Source organism: Salinicola acroporae, from assembly GCF_003206615.1.
Taxonomy (GTDB): Bacteria; Pseudomonadota; Gammaproteobacteria; order Pseudomonadales; family Halomonadaceae; genus Salinicola; species Salinicola acroporae.
On the sequence record NZ_PZJW01000006.1, the window covers coordinates 112374 to 132353 of the forward strand.

The 19980-nt window shown below is 62.7% G+C and carries 18 protein-coding genes and 2 tRNA genes; 12 read left to right on the forward strand and 8 right to left on the reverse strand.

What is annotated here, in order from left to right; genetic code table 11:
* Positions 1-5: 5 nt before the first annotated feature.
* Entirely contained in the window at positions 6-425 is a 420-nt protein-coding gene (locus tag DOM54_RS09880) for a secondary thiamine-phosphate synthase enzyme YjbQ (RefSeq protein ID WP_110716175.1), read from the reverse strand.
* A 244-nt stretch (positions 426-669) separates the two neighbouring features.
* On the opposite strand from DOM54_RS09880, the gene attM reads away from it, so the two are divergent.
* From attM to DOM54_RS09900, 3 genes are all read left to right on the forward strand, one after another.
* The gene (attM, locus tag DOM54_RS09885) at positions 670-1455 is read left to right on the forward strand and encodes an AttM family quorum-quenching N-acyl homoserine lactonase (protein ID WP_110716176.1); all 786 of its coding nucleotides are present in this window, start codon (positions 670-672) and stop codon (positions 1453-1455) included.
* A gap of 148 nt (positions 1456-1603) precedes the next feature.
* Positions 1604-2731 (forward strand): zinc-dependent alcohol dehydrogenase family protein, encoded by a 1128-nt coding sequence (locus tag DOM54_RS09890; protein ID WP_110716177.1) that lies wholly within the window; start codon positions 1604-1606, stop codon positions 2729-2731.
* A gap of 468 nt (positions 2732-3199) precedes the next feature.
* A complete protein-coding gene (locus DOM54_RS09900) occupies positions 3200-4579 on the forward strand; it encodes a class II fumarate hydratase (RefSeq protein WP_110716179.1) in 1380 nt (459 codons plus the stop codon).
* Positions 4580-4712: 133 nt separating this feature from the next.
* On the opposite strand, the gene DOM54_RS09905 is transcribed toward DOM54_RS09900, so the two are convergent.
* The 3 genes from DOM54_RS09905 to DOM54_RS09915 all read right to left on the reverse strand — a co-directional run bounded on the left by DOM54_RS09905 (position 4713) and on the right by DOM54_RS09915 (position 8410).
* Positions 4713-5789, reverse strand: a complete 1077-nt coding sequence (locus DOM54_RS09905; protein ID WP_240613848.1) for an endonuclease/exonuclease/phosphatase family protein — start codon at positions 5787-5789, stop codon at positions 4713-4715.
* Positions 5790-5900: 111 nt separating this feature from the next.
* Positions 5901-7427 (reverse strand): glycerol-3-phosphate dehydrogenase, encoded by a 1527-nt coding sequence (glpD, locus tag DOM54_RS09910; RefSeq protein ID WP_110716180.1) that lies wholly within the window; start codon positions 7425-7427, stop codon positions 5901-5903.
* A 176-nt stretch (positions 7428-7603) separates the two neighbouring features.
* Positions 7604-8410, reverse strand: coding sequence for a DeoR/GlpR family transcriptional regulator (locus tag DOM54_RS09915; RefSeq protein ID WP_110716181.1), 807 nt, complete (start codon positions 8408-8410; stop codon positions 7604-7606).
* A gap of 596 nt (positions 8411-9006) precedes the next feature.
* Here DOM54_RS09915 and DOM54_RS09920 point away from each other — a divergent pair.
* The 9 genes from DOM54_RS09920 to DOM54_RS09960 all read left to right on the forward strand — a co-directional run bounded on the left by DOM54_RS09920 (position 9007) and on the right by DOM54_RS09960 (position 16640).
* Positions 9007-9083 (forward strand) — tRNA-Val (locus DOM54_RS09920).
* Between the two features lie 31 nt (positions 9084-9114).
* Positions 9115-9191: transfer RNA gene (locus tag DOM54_RS09925), tRNA-Val, on the forward strand.
* A gap of 426 nt (positions 9192-9617) precedes the next feature.
* Positions 9618-10727, forward strand: a complete 1110-nt coding sequence (locus tag DOM54_RS09930; protein ID WP_110716182.1) for an ABC transporter ATP-binding protein — start codon at positions 9618-9620, stop codon at positions 10725-10727.
* On the forward strand, positions 10728-11840 hold the full coding sequence (locus DOM54_RS09935) for an ABC transporter ATP-binding protein (RefSeq protein WP_110716183.1): 1113 nt from the start codon (positions 10728-10730) through the stop codon (positions 11838-11840).
* Positions 11824-12690 (forward strand): carbohydrate ABC transporter permease, encoded by an 867-nt coding sequence (locus DOM54_RS09940; protein WP_206019087.1) that lies wholly within the window; start codon positions 11824-11826, stop codon positions 12688-12690. Before DOM54_RS09935 ends, DOM54_RS09940 begins: the two co-directional genes overlap by 17 nt.
* A 7-nt stretch (positions 12691-12697) precedes the next feature.
* Positions 12698-13498: a carbohydrate ABC transporter permease gene (locus DOM54_RS09945; RefSeq protein ID WP_110708739.1), complete on the forward strand. Its 801-nt coding sequence runs from the start codon at positions 12698-12700 to the stop codon at positions 13496-13498.
* Positions 13499-13528: 30 nt separating this feature from the next.
* On the forward strand, positions 13529-13801 hold the full coding sequence (locus DOM54_RS09950; protein ID WP_110716185.1) for a DUF2160 domain-containing protein: 273 nt from the start codon (positions 13529-13531) through the stop codon (positions 13799-13801).
* Positions 13802-13954: 153 nt separating this feature from the next.
* Complete coding sequence (locus tag DOM54_RS09955; RefSeq protein WP_206019088.1) at positions 13955-15631, forward strand: ABC transporter substrate-binding protein; 1677 nt, start codon at positions 13955-13957, stop codon at positions 15629-15631.
* 175 nt (positions 15632-15806) lie between these two features.
* The gene (locus DOM54_RS09960; RefSeq protein WP_157958370.1) at positions 15807-16640 is read left to right on the forward strand and encodes an HDOD domain-containing protein; all 834 of its coding nucleotides are present in this window, start codon (positions 15807-15809) and stop codon (positions 16638-16640) included.
* Positions 16641-16679: 39 nt separating this feature from the next.
* Here DOM54_RS09960 and DOM54_RS09965 read toward each other — a convergent pair whose 3' ends face one another.
* From DOM54_RS09965 to DOM54_RS09980, 4 genes are all read right to left on the reverse strand, one after another.
* Positions 16680-17150, reverse strand: a complete 471-nt coding sequence (locus tag DOM54_RS09965; RefSeq protein ID WP_110716188.1) for a GAF domain-containing protein — start codon at positions 17148-17150, stop codon at positions 16680-16682.
* Between the two features lie 120 nt (positions 17151-17270).
* On the reverse strand, positions 17271-18071 hold the full coding sequence (locus tag DOM54_RS09970) for a MetQ/NlpA family ABC transporter substrate-binding protein (protein WP_110716189.1): 801 nt from the start codon (positions 18069-18071) through the stop codon (positions 17271-17273).
* Between the two features lie 126 nt (positions 18072-18197).
* On the reverse strand, positions 18198-18851 hold the full coding sequence (locus DOM54_RS09975) for a methionine ABC transporter permease (RefSeq protein ID WP_110716190.1): 654 nt from the start codon (positions 18849-18851) through the stop codon (positions 18198-18200).
* Positions 18832-19875: a methionine ABC transporter ATP-binding protein gene (locus DOM54_RS09980; RefSeq protein ID WP_110716191.1), complete on the reverse strand. Its 1044-nt coding sequence runs from the start codon at positions 19873-19875 to the stop codon at positions 18832-18834. Before DOM54_RS09980 ends, DOM54_RS09975 begins: the two co-directional genes overlap by 20 nt.
* Between the last annotated feature and the right edge of the window lie 105 nt (positions 19876-19980).

Genomic DNA, 19980 nt, shown 5'->3' on the forward strand with positions numbered 1-19980 from the left:
GGTCGTCACTCGCCCGTCAGGGTGGCGGTGATTCGGCGCGCGCCGCCGTTCTGGCGGTGCTCGCCGAGCCAGATGCCCTGCCAGGTGCCGGTGAGCAGGCGGCCATTGTCCACGGCCAGGGTCAGTTGAGTGCCGAACAGACTGGCCAGCACGTGGGCGGGCATGTCGTCGGGGCCCTCGAGGGTGTGGCGCAGGCCGTCGAGCCGTTCTGGGGCGATCCGGGCGGCAAACAGCGCCATGTCATGGCGTACGTCGGGGTCGGCGTTCTCGTTCAGGGTCAGCGAGGCCGAGGTGTGCATCAGCTGTAGATGGAGCAGACCGGTGCGGATCTCGGCCAGCCGCGGCAGTGCCGCCAGGACCTCCTCGGTGACCAGATGAAAGCCGCGCGGGCGCGCGGAGAGCGTGAATTGCTGACGGTGCCACATGGTTGAGACGTCTCCGTGAGTGTGCTGAGAGAGTGCATGCCTGGGACCAAAGTCCGCTAGTCAGGCCGTTCGGCGGTGTCCTACTCTGACACGCCGGAGCGCCCAGCGGCGAGGGTCGATGCCGCTGGCGGGTGTCGAACCTGGCGCCGTACGTTTACCGCGGTCATTGGCAAGTGAGAGGCAAGTCATTGGCAATGTCGTCTGCATGTCGTCGAACCCGATGTCGTCAAATCAGGAGTGCGTCATGACTACCCCACGTCTGTACATGTTCCAGACCGGCACGCTCAAGTGCCGGGTGTGCAATATCAAGATGAATGCGGGGTTGGATGAGTATGAGATCCCCGTGCCCTGGTATCTGATTACGCATCCGGAGGGAAACGTGGTCATCGATGGTGGCTGCGCCGTCGAGTGCGCCAGCGATCCGGAGAAGCACTGGGGCGATATCACCGCGGTCTATTGGCCGGTGATGCGGGAGGAAGAGGGGTGCGTTCAGGCACTGAAGACGTTCGGCATCGAACCCGAGGACGTGCGCTATGTCCTGCACAGCCACCTGCACCTGGATCACACCGGCGCCACCGGGCGCTTCCCCAATGCCACGCATATCGTCCGCCGACGCGAATACGAGTATGCGATGGCGCCGGACTGGTTCGCCGCCGGCGGCTATATCCGCGCCGATTTCGATCGTCCCGGGCTGAAGTGGCATCTGCTCGAGGATGGTGACGACGGCTACGACGTCTTCGGCGACGGCAGCATCCGCTTCATCTTCACCCCGGGGCACGCCCCCGGCCATGCCAGCTTTCTGCTCCAGCTCCCCGAGACCGGCCCGGTGCTGCTGGCGGTGGATGCGGCCTACACCACCGACCACTGGGAGGAGAAGGCGCTACCGGGCTTTCTCGCTTCGACCGTGGATACGGTGCGCTCCGTGCGCAAGCTGCACGCGCTGGCCGAGAAGACCGGGGCGCTGGTGGTCACCGGCCACGACCCGCAGGCGTGGCCGACCTTCCGTCACGCGCCCGAGTATTATTCCTGACAGACCGAGATTCTCCTGACAGGCCGAGTTTTTCTGACAGACGGAGTGCCGGGCCTGGCGTGTCGAATGCCGGGCCTGGCACATCAACGCCAGGCGCACCCGGCATGATGAGGCGTGCCGGGGCGATCCATCGAATAGGGAAGTCGCGATGAAAATGCATGCAGCCGTGATCCACGAGATGCAGAAGCCACGCCCGTACCGGGAGTCGCAGCCGCTGTCGATCGAGGAGGTCGAGCTCGACCCGCCCGGGCGCGGCGAGGTGCTGGTGCGCATGCGCGCCGCCGGGCTGTGCCACTCGGATCTCTCCACCATCAACGGCGATCGGCCGCGGCCGCTGCCGATGGTGCTGGGGCACGAGGCCGCCGGCGAGGTGGTCGAGGTCGGCGAGGGCGTCGAGGATCTCGCGCCCGGCGATCATGTGGTGTTCTCGTTCGCTCCCAGCTGCGGCGCCTGCGCTTCGTGTCTCTCCGGGCGTGCGGCGCTGTGCGCGCCGGGGCAGGTGGCCAATGGCGCCGGGCACCTGCTGGGCGGCGGCATGCGCCTGCACCGGGGCGGGCAGAAGATCTATCACCATATCGGGGTTTCCGGCTTCGCCGAGTACGCGGTGGCCTCGCGACGGTCGCTGACGCGGATCGATGCCGATCTGCCGTTCCATATCGCGGCGCTGTTCGGTTGCGCCGTGCTCACCGGGGTCGGCGCGGTGGTTCACACCGCCGGCCTGCGTCTGGGGCAGTCGGTGCTGGTGGTCGGCCTCGGTGGGGTCGGCCTGGCGGCGGTAATGGGAGCCGCCGGGGGCGGCGCTCGCCATGTGATCGCCGCCGATATCGCCCCCGACAAGCTGGAGACCGCCAAGGCGATGGGCGCCACCCATGTGGTCAACAGTGGCGATGCCGACGCCATCGACCAGGTGCGCGAGATCAGCGGCGGCGGGGTGGATATCGCCGCCGAGTTTGCCGGTGTCTCCAAGGCGCTGGAGTTCGCCTACGAGTGTACCGCCCGCGGCGGCACCACGGTGACCTCTGGGCTACCGCATCCGGACGTACGTTTCGCCATCAGCCCCACCCGGATGGTCGCCGAGGAGCGTACGCTCAAGGGCTCCTACCTGGGCGGCCACGTGCCGTCGCTGGATGTGCCGGAGTATATCGCGCTCTATCGCGCGGGCCGGCTGCCGGTGGAGCAGCTCTTGACCCATCGTCTGAAACTGGACGAGATCAACCTCGGCTTCGACCGTCTGGCCAGCGGAGAGGCGATTCGCCAGATCATCGACTTTGACTGAGCGCGCTCAGCCACCCAGAGGAGGTGTGCCTGGTGTATCATCATGGCCGCCTCCCGACATCCGCCGCGCGAAGTGGATGCAGTGTGACGACCGACTGCTAGTCTTGATTGAGTCCGGGCGCTGTCTGAAAACTGCCTGCGCTTGGCTGGATGACGTTAGAAATCAGCTCACTTACTGGGTTCGGAACGTCCGAAGGAGGGCGAGCGCCGCGGGTCACAGGCTCATTCGGGCCTCGTTGCCCGGTACACCAGCCCGGTCCGCTTTCGACGCGCGATATCCTGGTCGTTCGCACTTTGCGCAGCGGCGCCGTCCCCATCGTCGATCCTGACGATCTGTCGCTGATTTTTGCTTCGTTTGGCCATCGCACGCCGCTTTCTCAGCGAGCGCCCCACGAGAACCGGGAGATCGGCGGCGTGCCGATCTCCATGGGTTCCTTGGCATTTCATCCGTCATCGATAGGAGAAGGTCATGGCTCAGACACGAGTCGAGCGCGATAGCATGGGCGAGCTGAACGTTCCCGAGAGTGCTCTTTACGGCGCGCAGACCCAGCGTGCCGTCAATAATTTCCCGATCAGCGGCCAACCGCTGCCCTCGGCTTTCATCGCCGCGGTCGCCCATATCAAGCGCGCTGCCGCGGAGGTCAACCGGGAACTGGGGTTGCTGGACGATGACCGAGCGAAGGCCATCGTGGCGGCGGCCGATGAGATCATCGACGGCAAGCACGTCGATCAGTTTCCGATCGATGTGTTCCAGACGGGCTCGGGCACGTCGACCAATATGAACGTCAACGAGGTGATCTCTCACCTGGCCAGCCGGGAGGGTCTCGAGGTCCGCCCCAACGATCACGTCAACATGGGGCAGTCGAGCAACGACGTGATCCCCACGGCCATTCACCTCGCCGCGGCGACGCAGGTTCGCGAGCGCCTGCTGCCGGCGCTCCATTATCTGCGTGCGACCATCGACGACAAGGCGAAGGAGGTCGATGACGTGGTCAAGACCGGACGCACCCACCTGATGGATGCGATGCCGGTTCGCCTAAGCCAGGAACTCGGCGGCTGGTCCAGCCAGATCGGACAGTCGATGGAGCGCCTGGAGGACGGGCTCAAGCGGGTGACTCGCCTGGCACTCGGTGGCACGGCCGTCGGTACCGGCGTCAATGCCCATCCCGATTTTGCCGAGAAGGTGGCAGCGCGCCTGGCCAGCGATACCCACCTCGACTTTCGGCCCAACGACAGCTTCTTTGCCAGTCTGGCTTCCCAGGATGCGGCGGTGGAGCTCTCGGGCCATCTCAAGGCTTATGCCGTCGCGGTGATGAAGATATCCAACGACCTGCGCTGGATGAATTCCGGTCCTCTGGGCGGGCTCGGCGAGATCGAACTGGAGGCCTTGCAGCCGGGCAGTTCGATCATGCCGGGCAAGGTCAATCCGGTGATCCCGGAGTCGGCGGCCCAGGTTGCCGCTCAGGTCATCGGTAACGATGCAGCCATTACCGTGGGCGGACAGAGCGGTAATTTCCAGCTCAATGTGATGTTGCCGCTGATCGCGCACAACCTGCTGGGCTCGATCAAGCTGCTGGCCAATGTGAGCCGGCTGCTGGCGGATCGCGCCATCGCCACGTTCAATGTGCGTCGCGACAACATCGAGCGCCCGCTCTCGAAGAACCCGATTCTGGTCACTGCACTCAACTCGGTGATCGGTTATGACGCGGCAGCAGCGGTCGCCAAGAAAGCCTATCAGGCCGGCCGGCCGATCATCGACGTGGCCGAGGAGGAGACCGATCTATCGCGCCAGGAACTGGAACGCCTGCTCGATCCGGCCAAGCTGACCGAGGGAGGAATCCCCGAGTAGGGTCCGCTCTCCCTTCCGGTCGCCATCTGTAGCCAGATTCTGAGATCAATGGTTCCAGTTGGTGGCCGATACTACGACGCCACCCGCTCGGGTGGCGTCGTGGTCAAGCATGGTCAGTCCAGGCGAAGCGGGTTCAGACCGGCTCCTCGCCATGGCGATCCTGCGCTTCCTCGATCGTCTCCTCCGCCACTTCCCGCTCGTCGCTATCGGCTTTCTCGGGCTCGTTCTCGGCCGCCCGGGTCGGGTTGTGGCGGAGCGTCACCAATATGGGGAAGTGATCGGATCCCACTTCCGGCAGCCGCTCCATGTGGACGAGGGTGAAATGCTCGGTGACGAAGACGTGATCCAGCGGCCAGCGCAGCATCGGATATTTGGCGTGGAAGGTGCTGTACTGACCGCGACCGCGGCGAAGATCGAGCATGCCGCTGATCTTGCAGAACAGTTTCGTCGTCGGTGACCAGGCAACGTCATTGAGGTCTCCGGCAACGACGGTGGGGTCATTGCGCTCTGCAATGGTCTGGCCCACCAGCAGCAGTTCCGCGTCGCGCCACAGTGATTCATCGCTTTCCGAGGGGGCGGGCGGCCGCGGATGCAGGGCGTGGAAACGAATACGACTGCCATCCCTCAACCTTACCCAGGCATGAATCGAAGGGATATCATCCTGAATCAGCCATTTGACCTCGACATCTTCCAGCGGCAGACGGGAGTAGAGATGCATGCCGTAGAGATTGTCGAGGGGGATGCGCACCGCTTCCGGCATCGACTCGCCGATGGCGGCATCCAGTTGATCCCCCCACCATTGATCGGACTCCAACGTCAGCAGGATGTCGGGGTCGTGCTCCTGGACCAGGTCGATCAACTTCGATGCCTGGCGATTGGGAGTCAGGACGTTGGAGACGAGCAGCTTGAGTTCGTGTTCCGGCGCCTGGGAATTGGATTTGACCACCGTGCAGCGTGCCAACGGGGTCCAGGGGTAGATGCGCGCCCACTGGATGACCGCCGCGATCACGCTGGCGGCGACACCGGCCCAGTGCCACCAGCGCTCGGGTTCGAATGCGAGCTGAATCAGCGCTAGCGCGGTGGCGGCGATGGCTATCTGGAGAAGCGGGAAATCGAAACTGCGAACGCTCCAATGGCGAATCCGCATGTAAGGCGCCAGGGTGACCAGCAGCGTGAGGCAGCCGAGACAGCTAAAAAGGAGTTGCAGCAAGGGAGGGTTCCTTGTGTCGGGGTAGGACGCCGTGCTGGGCCAAGCGTAGCAGAAACGCGTTTCGTACCCACGGCAGTATGGCTTCCCGGCAACCTCGTGGCAGCTAATTCCTCATGAGACTTTGGATAGTGGGCGCGACTGACCGGCGATTGGGTGCTGGTCGAGGTAGCGCGCCAGCGTCTGCTGCTCGTCACTGGACAGGCGAAGACCCAGCTTGCTGCGTCGCCACAGGATGTCATCGCTGGTGCGTGCCCACTCGTGCTCGATCAGATAGTCGACTTCGGCACGGGTGAGACCGCCGCCGAAATGCTGGCCAAGATCCTCCTGGCTCTGCGTATCGTTGAGGAAGCCGAGACACAGCGAGCCATAGCTGGAAGCGAATCGTTCGGCCCGCTCTCGACCGAGAAACGGATATTCATCCACGATTCGATCGGTAAATGCCTGGCGTGACTCGATGTCACCGCCGGGTAGCCGGGCGTCGGCCGTCCACGACTGGCCCATGGCAGGCAGCAGTGGCTCGAGTTTGCGCATGGCCGCCTCGGCGAGCTTGCGATAGGTGGTGATCTTGCCGCCAAAGATCGACAGCATTGGCGCGCCGTGCCTGTCGAGGTCGAGGGTATAGTCCCGGGTCATCGCCGAGGGGTTCTCCGATTCGTCGTCGCACAGCGGGCGCACGCCGGCATAGGTCGCGACCACATCCTCGCGACCGAGCTGCCTGGTGAAGTGCGCGTTGAGCACGTCGAGCAGGTAATCGATCTCTTCGTCATTGATGGCGACCTGGGCGGGGTCGCCCTGATAGCGGCGATCGGTAGTGCCGATCAGGCTGTAGCGCTGCTGGTAGGGCAGCACGAAGACGATACGGCCGTCGCGATTCTGCAGAATGTAGGCACGGTCGTCATCGTTGAGGCGTGGCACTACCAAGTGGCTGCCCTGGATCATGCGGATGCCGTAGCGGGAGTCGCGCTTGGCATTGCCCTTGACGAAGGACTCCACCCAGGGGCCGGCGGCGTTGACCAGCACCTTGCACCGCTGTTCCTGGTGCTGCCCGCTATCCAGGTCTTCGAGAATGACCACCCACTCTCCCTGCTCCTCGCGAGCCTCGACGCAACGGGTGCGGACCCGGATATCGGCGCCTTTTTCCCGTGCCTGGATCGCGTTCAGTACCACCAGCCGGGCATCGTCCACCCAGCAGTCGGAGTACTCGAAACCACGCTTGATCGCCGGTACCAGCGGGCTTTCCGAACCGAAACGCAGGCGCTTGGCGTTGGGCAAGCTGTCGCGGTGGCTGAGATGATCGTAGAGAAAGAGCCCCGCGCGGATCATCCAGCCGGGCCGCAGGTGCGGTTGATGGGGCAGGATGAAGCGCAATGGCCAGACGATGTGCGGAGCCTTGCGCAGCATGACCTCCCGTTCCTTCAGCGCTTCGCGCACCAGGCGAAACTCGCGGTGCTCGAGATAGCGCAATCCACCATGGATCAGCTTGCTGCTGGCGGAGGAGGTGGCACTGGCCAGGTCCGACTGCTCGCACAGCAGCACGGATAGGCCCCGGCCGGCGGCGTCGTTGGCGATGCCGGCACCATTGATGCCGCCACCGACGACGATGAGGTCATGGACGTGACGCTGTGTCGTTGAGGCCATACCGCTCTCCGGAAGGTGATGATTCGGTCATGTTCGGTTTCGAACATAGACTAATCATTTCCGAACATCAATGGCCGCAGGCAGTTTCCTCGACCAAAAGGGAAGGCATGGAGGCAATCCATCATCGGGGAGAGCAAAGCCGGCGCGTGGCCGGCTGTTGCATGGGCGGTCGGACTTCAGCCCGCGTGGGCGGGCAGGGGCTCGATGTCCGCGGATATCGAAGGATCGGCGACGTAGAGCGCCACATCGTGCTCCCGCATCAGCCGGCGCAGTCCATCGGGTGGCTGCCGGTCGGTGAAAAAGGCGTTGATCTGGCTGAGGTTGCCCTGGCGTACCACGGCATTGCGGTGAAATTTCGAATGATCCGCCGCCAGGAAGACCTGGCGGGAGTTGCGCAGGATGGCTTGTGCGACTCGGACTTCCTGGTAGTCGAATTCCAGCAGCGAACCATCGCCATCGATGCCGCTGATACCGATGATGCCGTAGTCGACCTTGAACTGATTGATGAAGTCGATGGTGGCTTCACCGATGATCCCGCCGTCCCGCGAGCGGACCTGGCCGCCGGCGACGATGACATTGAAGTCGGTCTTGTGCTGCAGAATGGCTGCCACATTGAGGTTGTTGGTGATGACCTCGAGTCCGCTGTGCTGGCACAGCGCTTCGGCGATGAATTCATTGCTGGTGCCGATGTTGATGAACAGCGACGATGAATCGGGAATATGGCTCGCCAGCATTTCGGCTATTCGGCGCTTGGCGTCCAGATTCAACGTCTTGCGGGTATGATAGGCCGTGTTGACGGTGCTCGATTCCAGGCCGGCGCCACCATGGACGCGTTTGACGATGCCCTCTTCCGCCAGTTGATTGAGGTCGCGGCGCACCGTCTGGGGCGTGACGTCGAAGTCTCTGGCGAGCTGTTCGATCGAGGCATAGCCTTGCCGCTTGACCAGCTCGACGATGGCTTCGTGACGTTCCTGCTGTGTCATGGTGGTTTCCTGCCGCGTTCCGTTGACGGTTCTTTGACTGATTCGAGAGGCCAGTCTATCAAAGCTGGATGGCTTGACGTTGGCTCGGGAGGCGGTAACGGGCCGTTCATGACTACGACCATGGTCTAGATTTTCGGGACAGCGTCTCGGTTCGGCGTGACCCTCCGGCACTGCCGGTAGCCCGATGCTCCGCAACAGCGATGTCCATGGTCGGCATCGGCAAATGGCATCGGTCGAGTGGCGCCGGATATTCTCGGGCGACCAAGAGACCGGATTCTCACGCTGAGCGGCATTGGCATTGGCGTGAAATGAGCCGCCCAGAGCGCTGCAAATCAGCAACTTCGGCGGGGTCGTGACCGCGGCGGGCCGGGAGGGGAGTCGGGATCGCTCTCGTGGTGGCGATAAAATCGCTGTGTTGTTGAGGGTGGAGGTATCTACCAACCGAGGGGACGCCCGGCGCCGGCGGTAATCACAGGCGAATTGTCTCGGCGCGACAGGCAGTTGGCGTGATTTTTTTAGGTGCAGAGGGTTGCATTCCGCGCCCGCCTGGGTAAAATTCGCATCCGTTGTCACGGCGAGCCCGCCGTCATCGATGCAGGACCGTAGCTCAGTTGGTTAGAGCGCCACGTTGACATCGTGGAGGTCAGCGGTTCAAATCCGCTCGGTCCTACCAGTTTGCATCCAGCATCGTGCCAACACCATTCAGGACCATAGCTCAGTTGGTTAGAGCGCCACGTTGACATCGTGGAGGTCAGCGGTTCAAATCCGCTTGGTCCTACCAGATTCGAAACCCGAGCCTCGGCTCGGGTTTTTTGTGGCCTGTCATCCCTGGCGGCCACCCTTCGGGCCGCCCGAGGCCTCGAAAACTGCTCCCGACGGTTTTTTGTTTCGGCGATCTGGTCGTGCCCCGCGCACTGACGTCGGCCTGCGCCATCAGCATTCGCGTCTTTTCATCGCAAGCGATGTTGGTTTTCGAACAAATCCTGTCGAAAAAACACCTTTTTCAGCCGAGTTACCATCCCGAAACTTGTCCCGAGTGTTGGACATTAGTGGTTAAGACTAAGGTTTTAATATAATTAAACCGTTTTAAATCATGGCGTTATGAGTGCCTGTTTGTCATTGGTCCCGTCTGCTTTTTTCGTCGTATAGCTTTATGTAGCGACTGTTCTACGATGCTCGAAAGAGAAAAAAGGGAACGGTGCCACTCATGTCATTACAACTCGACAACGTGACACTGTCGGTGCGAGGCGAGACCTATATCAGCGATGCCAGCCTGACGTTGGAACCGGGGTCATTCAATGTGCTGCTGGGGCACACGCTGGCGGGCAAGACCACATTGATGCGGCTGATGGCCGGGCTGGACAGGCCCGACCATGGCAGGGTCTACCTCGATGGCCGTGACGTGACCCATGTGCCGGTTCGCCAGCGCAATGTCTCGATGGTCTATCAGCAGTTCATCAATTATCCGACGCTCACGGTCTTCGACAACATTGCTTCGCCGCTCAAGCAGGCCAGGGTCTCGCGGCAGGAGATCACCCGGCGGGTCGAGGAAACCGCGGCGATGCTGGGAATCCAGCACCTGCTGGGACGCTACCCGCAGGAACTCTCCGGCGGGCAGCAGCAGCGCACGGCGATGGCCAGGGCACTCGTCAAGGAAGCGGATCTGGTGCTGTTCGACGAGCCTCTGGTCAATCTCGACTACAAGCTGCGCGAGGCGCTGCGGGTGGAGATGCGCAAGCTGTTCGAATCGCGCAATACCATCGCGGTATACGCCACCACCGAGCCGGCCGAGGCGCTGGCGCTGGGAGGCACGACGACGCTGCTCCACCAAGGCCGGATCGTCCAGAGTGGTCCCGGCGACGAAGTCTATCGCCATCCCCGGAATCGTGAGGCGGCGACGCTGTTCGGCGAGCCTCCCATCAACCTGATGCCGATGACGATCCAGGCCGGTGAATGCCGTATCGCCGACCAGCGCCAACCACTGCCCGGGGTCTGGGAGTCGCTGTCCGAAGGCGATTACCAGATCGGTATCCGCCCCCATCACTGGTCGCTGGAGCCGCTCTCGGAGCCGGCCCTACGTTTGCCGACGATCTTGCGGGTGGCGGAGATCAGTGGCTCCGAGACCTTTCTGCACCTGTCACACGATCAAATCGAGCTGGTCGCGCACCTGATCGGCATCCACGAGTTCGGCGTGGATCAGGCGCTGGAGGTTCAGGTCCCTTTTCGCCAGCTCTTCGTGTTCGAGCCGGGGGGCGACCTGGTGTTGTCACCTCCTTCACCGCGATCGACAGTGCCCGACGGGCGAGGAGATCACTAGATGGCCGAGATCCGTCTGGAACAGCTGGCCCATAGCTATCACGGCGCGCCCTCAAATCCGGCCGACTATGCACTCCGGCCGATGGACCATGTCTGGGAGCAGGGCGGAGCCTACGCGTTGCTGGGGCCCTCGGGATGCGGCAAGAGCACGTTGCTCAACATCATATCCGGCCTGCTGGTGCCCTCGGAGGGACGGGTACTCTACGACGGCAAGTCGGTCAACGATCTCACCCCGCAGCAGCGCAACATCGCCCAGGTTTTTCAGTTTCCGGTGGTCTACGACACCATGACCGTTCACGACAACCTGGCGTTCCCGCTGCGCAACCAGGGGCAAACCCGGGAGCGCATCGATGCCCGGGTGAGAGAGGTGGCCGAGGCGCTGGAGATCGAGCCGCTATTGAATCGCAAGGCGCAGAACCTGACCGCGGACGAGAAGCAGAAGGTGTCGATGGGGCGCGGCCTGGTGCGCGACGACGTGGCAGCGATCCTGTTCGACGAGCCGTTGACGGTGATCGATCCGCAGCTCAAGTGGCGCCTGCGGCGCAAGCTCAAGGAGATCCATCAGCGCTTCAACGTGACGATGGTCTATGTCACCCATGACCAGTTGGAAGCGTCCACCTTCGCCGACAAGATCGCGGTGATGTACAACGGCCAGATCGTGCAGTTCGGCACCCCGAGAGAGCTGTTCGAGAACCCGCAACACACCTTCGTCGGTTACTTCATCGGCAGCCCCGGCATGAATCTGCTCGATATCGCGCTGGGTGCGTCGGGCATCGAGCTCGAAGATCGTGCGCTGGCGGTGCCCGATGCGGTCGTCGCCCGGCTTCGGCAGCACGAGAAGGGGCGCCTGCAGTTGGGCATCCGGCCGGAGTTCGTGCAGCTCGTGGCATCGGCGGATGCCGTCCTGCACGGGTATGTCGACCTGGTCCAGGACCAGGGCACCTTCAAGATCGTCGACGTGCGACTCGATACGCCGTCGGCGCCGGTGATCAAGGTGCGGCTGGAGGAGGAGGCGCCCGTGCCGGATGGGCGTATCGGCGTCCATTTCCCCGAAGCCTGGCAGCGCTTCTATATCGATGACCATCTGGTGGAGGCTGCTGATGAAGACCTATAACAACAAGGCCTGGTGGCTGGTTCTGCCGGTATTCGTGCTGGTGGCCTTCAGCGCCATCATCCCGATGATGACGGTGGTCAACTATTCGGTACAGGACATCTTCGACCCGAGCACGCGCTACTTCGTCGGCACCGAGTGGTATCGGGAGATCCTGGCGGATCCGAGGCTGCACGACTCGCTGGTGCGTCAGTTCATCTACTCCTTCTGTGTGCTGGCCATCGAGGTGCCGTTGGGCATCGTCGTGGCGCTATCGATGCCCCGGCGGGGACTGGGCGTGCCGTTCAGTCTGATTCTGCTGTCACTGCCGTTGTTGGTGCCTTGGAATGTGGTTGGGACGATCTGGCAGATCATCGGGCGGGAGGACATCGGCCTGTATGGCTGGACCCTCAACAGTCTGGGGCTCGATTACAACTACGCCTCCAACCCGCGGGATGCCTGGATCACCGTGCTGGTGATGGATGTCTGGCACTGGACGTCGCTGGTGGCACTGCTGTGCTATTCCGGGCTGCGCTCGATTCCTGACGTCTACTACCAGGCGGCAAGGATCGATCGTGCCTCGCACTGGGCGGTGTTTCGATTCATTCAATTGCCCAAGCTCAAGAACGTGCTGTTGATCGCGGTCATGCTGCGCTTCATGGACAGCTTCATGATCTACACCGAGCCGTTCGTGCTCACCGGTGGCGGGCCGGGCACCGCCACGACGTTCCTCAGCCAGACGCTGACCCAGATGGCGCTGGGCCAGTTCGACCTGGGCCGGGCTGCGGCCTTCTCTCTGATCTACTTCCTGATCATTCTGCTGGTGACCTGGGTGTTCTACACCGCCATGACCCACAACGACGACAAGGGATGACGCCGCCATGAGATTGCGCAAGAGCCTGGTGATGCTGGTCTATCTGCTGTTCGTGCTGGTGCCGATCTACTGGCTGGTCAACATGTCGTTCAAGTCGAACCGGGAAATTCTCGGCGGGCTGTCGCTCTGGCCCGCGGCGCCGACGCTGGACAACTACCGGGTCATCTTCACCGAGCCGACCTGGTACATGAGCTACCTGAACTCCCTCAGCTATGTCTCGATGAACATGCTGATTTCGTTGCTGGTGGCGTTGCCGGCGGCCTATGCGTTCTCGCGCTATCGCTTCCTGGGCGACAGGCACATGTTCTTCTGGCTACTGACCAACCGAATGGCACCACCGGCAGTGTTCCTGCTGCCGTTCTTCCAGCTCTACTCGGCGGTGGGGCTGTTCGATACGCCGATCGCGGTGGCGCTGGCCCACTGCCTGTTCAATGTGCCGCTGGCCGTCTGGATTCTCGAGGGCTTCATGTCGTCGGTACCCAAGGAGATCGACGAGACCGCCTATATCGACGGTTACACCTTTCCCAAGTTCTTCATCCGGATCTTCCTGCCGATGATTCGGCCCGGCATCGGCGTCACGGCGTTCTTCTGCTTCATGTTCTCCTGGGTCGAACTGTTGTTGGCGCGGACGCTGACCTCGGTCGATGCCAAGCCGATCGTGGCGCAGATGACCCGCACGGTTTCGGCCTCGGGTATCGACTGGGGCGTGCTGGCGGCCGCTGGCGTGGTCGCGTTGTTGCCCGGTATCGCGGTGATCTATTTCGTACGCAACCACGTGGCCAAGGGCTTCGCCCTGGGACGCGTCTGATCCGTTCGTCCAGAGAGAGGGGGAGTCACCATGGGTTGGATGGCCTGGACACTACCGACGGCACTGTTCTTCGCCGGAATCGCGGCGCTGCTGGTCGTGATGACGGTCTGGCAGACCGTGTCGCCGGGCCGGGAGCGCAAGGGCTTCCTGCCGATCTCCACGTCTCGCGGCGATCGGCTGTTCATTGGTCTGCTGGCGGCGGCATATGGCCATTTGCTGGTCCTGGCATTGACCGACTGGCCGCTCTGGATCGCGACGGCGATCTGCGTGGCAGGCATGACAATCATCATGAAATGGGGGTAACGAATCGACCAGGGATCATTGCTCTTCGGATAGCGCCAAGACAGGAAACGCAGCATAACAACGAGGGTTAACGCTATGTTCGATATCAAGAACGCCAGATCGCGCCGCCGGACGCCACTGGGCATCGGCATTGGAGTCGGCCTTGCAGGGCTGATGGCCGTCTCGGGGACTGCGATCGCCGACCAGTATCAGGATGCCGCCAAACGCTGGTTGAGTGACGAGTTCAAGACCTCGACGCTCACGCCCGAGCAGCAGATGGCCGAGATGCAGTGGTACATCGACGCCGCCAAACCGTTCCGTGGCATGCAGATCAATGTTGTTTCGGAAACGCTCACCACCCATAAGTATGAATCCGAGGTCCTGGCCAGCGCCTTCAGCGAGATTACCGGCATCCAGCTGAAGCACGACCTGATTCAGGAAGGGGACGTGATCGAGAAGCTGCAGACCCAGATGCAGTCCGGTCGCAACATCTACGATGCCTACGTCAACGATTCCGACCTGATCGGTACCCATTTCCGCTACGGCAAGGTGGTGCCGATTTCCGACATGATCGAAGGCGATGCCGCCGAGGTGACCTCGCCGACGCTGGATCTGGACGATTTCATCGGGCTCTCGTTCACGACTGGGCCGGACGGCAAGGTCTATCAACTGCCTGACCAGCAGTTCGCCAATCTCTACTGGTTCCGCGCCGACTGGTTCGACGACCCCGATCTCAAGGCGCGATTCAAGGAAAAATACGGTTACGAACTTGGCGTGCCGGTGAACTGGTCGGCCTACGAGGATATCGCGGACTTCTTCACCAACGACGTCCATGACATCGACGGCCAGCGTGTCTATGGCCACATGGATTACGGCAAGAAGGATCCCTCGCTGGGCTGGCGATTTACCGACGCCTGGTTCTCCATGGCCGGGGCTGGCGACAAGGGGATTCCCAACGGCCTGCCAGTGGACGAGTGGGGGATTCGGGTCGAGGATTGTCGGCCGGTGGGCTCGAATGTCACCCGCGGTGGCGCCACCAACGGCCCGGCCGCGGTCTTCGCGACCCAGAAGTACATCGACTGGCTGCACGCCTATGCGCCGCCGGAAGCCCAGGGCATGACGTTCTCGGAAGCGGGACCGGTGCCGGCGCAGGGCAATGTCGCCCAACAGATCTTCTGGTACACGGCGTTTACCGCCGACATGACCCAGCCCGGGCTGCCGGTGGTCAACGAGGATGGCACGCCCAAGTGGCGGATGGCGCCGTCGCCGGTGGGGCCGTACTGGGAGGATGGCATGAAGAAGGGCTATCAGGACGTGGGCTCCTGGACCTTCATGAATTCGACCCCTGAAAAGAATCGACTCGCCGCCTGGCTCTATGCCCAGTTCGTGACCTCGAAGACGGTCTCGCTGCAGAAGACGCTGGTGGGGCTGACGCCGATCCGCGAGTCCGACATTCGCTCCCAGGCGATGACCGATGCGGCACCGAAGCTGGGGGGGCTGGTCGAGTTCTATCGTAGCCCGGCGCGTCTGCAGTGGTCACCGACCGGCACCAACGTGCCGGACTATCCCAAGCTGGCCCAGCTATGGTGGCAGTATATTTCCCAGGCGGTCAGTGGCGAGACCAGCGCGCAGCAAGCCCTGGATGGGCTGGCGGATGCTCAGGACCGGATGATGGAGCGTCTGGAGCGGGCCAATGTCCAGCCAAAATGCGGGCCCAAGCTGAATGAGCCGCGCGATGCGCAGTACTGGCTGGATCAGCCCGGCGCGCCCAAGCCCAAGCTCGACAACGAAAAGCCCCAAGGCAAGACCGTACCCTACGACGAGATGGTGAAATCCTGGCAGGAGAGCTGAGGGTAGAAGCCGATACTTCACAGGGATGATGGCTGTCGCCTGGGCGGCGACCCTCCCGCCGGTTCTCCGGCGGGATTTTTTTTGTCGGCGCGAACCGTGGCGGGCGTATTCTGGACCCGGCCTCACGACTTTTGGCCGGGCGATAGATAACATGGGGGGACAGCAGGAGTGGAACATGTCACTGAATTCGCTTTTCGAACACATCCATCAGTTACCTAGCGTACCCGCCGTGGTTGGTGAACTGATCGCCAGCCTTGATAACGACAGGATCAGCATTCATCGGGTGTCGGCCACCATTCACAAAGATCCCAGCCTGAGCCTCAAGCTGCTTCGCTCCGCCAACTCGGTGCGATACGGCGTGGGGCGCAACGTGGCAACGATCGACGACGCCTTGCTGTTGCTGGGTTTCGATCGCGTGCGCACGCTCGTCATCGCTTCTGGCATGGTCGGCATGCTCAAGGAAGTGCCCGGGCTCGATCGCAAGGCATTCTGGCGCGAGTCATTCATGGTCGCCAATCTCAGTCGCACGATCGTTCGTCATAGCCAGTTGGGCGATCTGGCGCCGGAAACGGCGTTTACCTGCGGTATCCTGCATCACGTGGGGTCTGCGTTGATGCATATCGCCCATCCGGATGTCATGCAGCGCATCGATGCGCTGGTTGCCCAGGGAGCCCCTCGCACCGAGCTGGAAGCCAATCGATTCGGTTACACGTTCAGCGAAGTGGGCGCCGAGCTGGGCCGTCGCTGGCGCTTCCCGGAGACCATCTGCAACGCGCTGACCTACCAGGACAAGCCTCTGGATGCCGTGCCTTTCTCGCCGTATGCCGCTGCCGTGCACCTGGCGATCGGACTCTACCAGAACATCGCCAGCGGGCGCCGGGAGGAGCACGCCTTGGGCGAGATGCCGCGTGAGGTTCGTCGGCCCTTGGCACTGGACCTGTTGGCACTCTACGAGGACATCCTGCAACTGGTGCGCTCGGACGATGAATTGGGCGTCTTCCTGGATTGAGACCGGCTGCCATGCCTGGCAAGAGGATGGCGAGCGATCTCAGACAGCCGGGGCGCTCGCCAGGTCGCTGGCGGCGCCGAACACTCGACATAGGCGTTCGATGCCGGCCTGGTCCTCGCGGCTGAAGCGCGCGGGCAGCGGACTGTCGATATCCAGCACTCCCCAGAGCTCTTCACCGACGACAATCGGCACCACCAGTTCGGAACGTGAGGCGGCGTCGCAGGCGATATGGTCCGGGACGGCGTGGACGTCGTCGACGCGCTGGGTCTGGCGCGAGCGTGCAGCGGCACCACAGACGCCCTTCGAGAACGGAATCGGGTTGCAGGCTGGCAGGCCCTGGAAGGGGCCGAGGATGAGCGTCTCGGGCTGACGCTGGAGGTAGAAGCCGACCCAGTTCAGGTCGTCCAGCGCCTGCATCAGAAAGGCGCTGGTCTGGGCGGCATTGGTCAGCCAGTCGCGGGTGTCCAGAAGCGCTGCCAGTTGACGTTCCAGGGAGTCGTAATCGGTCATCTTGGATCTCCTGCGGGGATGGGTGCGGCGAGGGCGAGACGGAAACGAAAACCAGCGCCTCGGCGCTGGTTTTCATGGTGGTCATGAGCGTGTCTCGTCATGCGCGTGACAATGACGTGGTCACTTCCAGCCGGGAACGGCGCCACCCTGGAACAGTTCCTGGGCCTTGTCGGCAACGGCGTCTGACTGGTACGCCTTGACCAGATCCTGGATCGCCTCGCGATCCTGATCGCCACCGCGCACCACGATCAGATTGACGTAGGGGGAGTCCGGCCCTTCCTTGATCAGCGCATCGTCCAGTGTCAAACCTGCCGGCTGGGTGAAGGTGCTGTTGATGAAGGCCATGTCGACGTCCTGAAGCACACGCGGCATCTGGGCGGCCTCGATCTCCTTGAACGAGTAGTCGTGCGGGTTTTCGGTGATGTCGATCGGCGTCGCTTCCAGATTCTCGGCATCGTCGAGCGTGATCAGTCCATGCTTGTCGAGCAGGATCAGCGACCGTCCTTCGTTGGTCGGGTCGTTGGGTACGGCGATCGTCGCACCATCGGGCAGGTCGTCGATGCTGTCGTACTTGGCGGAGTAGGCACCGATCGGGTAGACGAAGGTCTTGCCGGCGATGGCGAAGTCGTAGCCGCGATCGTTGACCATTGACTGCATATAGGGCTCGTGCTGGTAGGCGTTGGCATCCAGGCTGCCGTCCGCCAGCGCGGCGTTGGGCGTCACGTAGTCGGTGAATTCGACAATCTCGACATCGAGGTCGTACTTCTCCTTGGCGACCTGCTTGGCCACTTGCATCACGTCGGTCTCGGGTCCGGCCATGGTGCCGACCTTGATGGTATCGGCGGTGGCGTACCCGGCACCGGCGGCCAGGCCGAGACCGAGCGCGGCGGCGCTCAGCGTGCGTGTCAGTGAAATCGGCATTTGGCGAAATTCCCCCTGTTGAGTGAGACGTGGACGCGGCTCCTGCGTCCGGTGATGCCGGAATATAACGGAATAAAGGCAATCACGGTAATTCATTCTGGTTATTAGTCTAGTGGGGCGCAACGATCACTTGTGATCGCTCTTGCGCACCAGATAATCCCCCAGACTCTGAAACAGCTGGACCATGACCACCAGCACCACCACGGTGATCAGCATCACCGTCGGGTTGAAGCGGTTGTAGCCATAGCGAATGCCGAGGTCGCCCAGGCCACCACCGCCCACGGCGCCGGCCATGGCAGAGTAGCTGACCAGGGCCACGATGGTGATCGTCAGGCCGTTGATGATACCGCCACGGGCCTCCGGCAACAGCACCTTGAGGATGATCTGCATCGGCGTGGCGCCCATCGACTGTGCCGCCTCGACCAGGCCGGGCGAAACCTCGTTCAGGGCACCCTCGACCAGGCGAGCGACGAAAGGGATCGCGGCGATGGTCAGCGGCACGGCGGCGGCGTTGGTGCCGATCGAACTCCCCACGATCATCCGCGTGAAGGGGATGATCGCCACCAGCAGGATGATGAACGGTACCGAACGGCCAACGTTGGTGACCACCCCGAGCACCGTGCTGACCACTGGCTGCGCCAGGATCTGGCGCGGTCGCGTCACGTAGAGCAGCACCCCGAGCGGGACCCCGGCCAGTGCCGATAGAATGCCGGCGATGGCCACCATGTATAGCGTCTCGAGCGTGGACTGCCAGACGAGATCAATCAGTGCGCTGGACATGGCCCAGTACCTCCACATGCAGATCAAAGGATTCGAGGGTCGTCAGGGCTTCACGTGTCTGCACGTCGCTCCCCATCAGCTCGGCGATCATCAGGCCCAGCGTGCGTCCCTGAATGGATTCGACCTTGGCCTGCAGAATGCTCACGTCGATGCCGTGTTCCCGCGCCAGCCGCGAGATCAGTGGAGTGGCGACGCTGTCGCCCGAGAACGTCAGCCGTACCACCGGGTGCGTGTTCGTTCCGGCTTCCGGCTCGAGACGCTCGATCAGGGCCTGCGGCGCTTCCAGCTTGAGAAAGTCGTTGAGGAACTCCCGCCCCAGCTGGGTGGCGGGCGCGGTGAAGAAGTCGCCCACGTCGGCGTCTTCGACCAGGCGTCCGTCGGAGATCAACCCCACGCGATGGCAGATGGTCTTCACCACCTCCATCTCGTGGGTGATCAGCAGGATGGTCAGCCCAAGCTGCTGGTTGATCTCCTGCAGCAGCGACAGGATCGATGCCGTCGTCTGCGGATCGAGCGCCGAGGTCGCCTCGTCGCACAGCAGCACCTTGGGTCGGCTGGCCAGGGCACGGGCGATGGCCACGCGCTGTTTCTGACCGCCGGAGAGCTGAGCGGGGTACTGCTTTGCCTTGTCCGCCAGTCCTGTCATGTCCAGCAGCGGCAGCACGCGTTCGCGGATGACCTGGCGAGACTGGCCCATCAGCTCCAGTGGCAGCGCCACATTGTCGTAGACAGTGCGATTGGTCAGCAGGTTGAAGTGCTGGAAAATCATGCCGCATTGGTGTCGTGCCTGGCGCAGCGCGGCCGCATCCATCGCCGTCAGCTCCTGCCCGTCGATGATGACGCGGCCGGCGGTCGGACGCTCCAGCAGGTTGACGCAGCGGATCAGCGTCGACTTGCCGGCGCCAGAGAGGCCGATGACGCCGTGAATCGTGCCCTTGGGAACCTGCAGGTCGATCTCTTTCAGCGCCTGCACGGCCCCGGGTCCGCTGCCGTAGGTCTTGGAAACGTTGTCCAGTGTGATCATTGGGCGTGTCGAAAGCGTCTGTGTGGGTGTCGGGGCGGCGGGGCGGCTCGGCACGATTTCAGCGCACCATCGGCAACGGCCCCGCGTCGATGAGCGCGATAGTAT